Annotated in this window: 1 protein-coding gene; it reads right to left on the bottom strand. The window is 73.8% G+C overall.

The genetic code is table 11. From position 1 onward, the window contains the following. Positions 1–260 (bottom strand): acetate--CoA ligase family protein (locus ABEE00_RS35730; RefSeq protein WP_345749990.1); only part of this gene is annotated, 260 nt, incomplete at both ends.

Raw genomic sequence — 260 nt, 5'->3', positions numbered from 1 at the left:
ACGCCGTCGGGCCTGGCGAGGACGGGGTTGAGGTCGGCCTCGGCGAGTTGTGGCAGGTCGGAGGCCATCGAGGAGAGCTGGTGGAGGAGGCGTTCCAGGCCCTCCAGGTCGACGGGGCCGCCGCCGCGGTAGCCGAACAGGAGCGGGGCGCAGCGGGGCGAGGTGATCAGGTCGTGGACGTCGCGGTCGGTGAGCGGGGCGAGGCGGGCGGCGTGGTCGGCGAGGAGTTCGGTGGCGGTGCCGCCGTGTCCGAACATCAC

Source organism: Streptomyces odontomachicola, from assembly GCF_039605595.1.
Lineage (GTDB): Bacteria > Actinomycetota > Actinomycetes > Streptomycetales > Streptomycetaceae > Streptomyces.
This window is presented reverse-complemented; position numbering and strand designations above follow the sequence as displayed.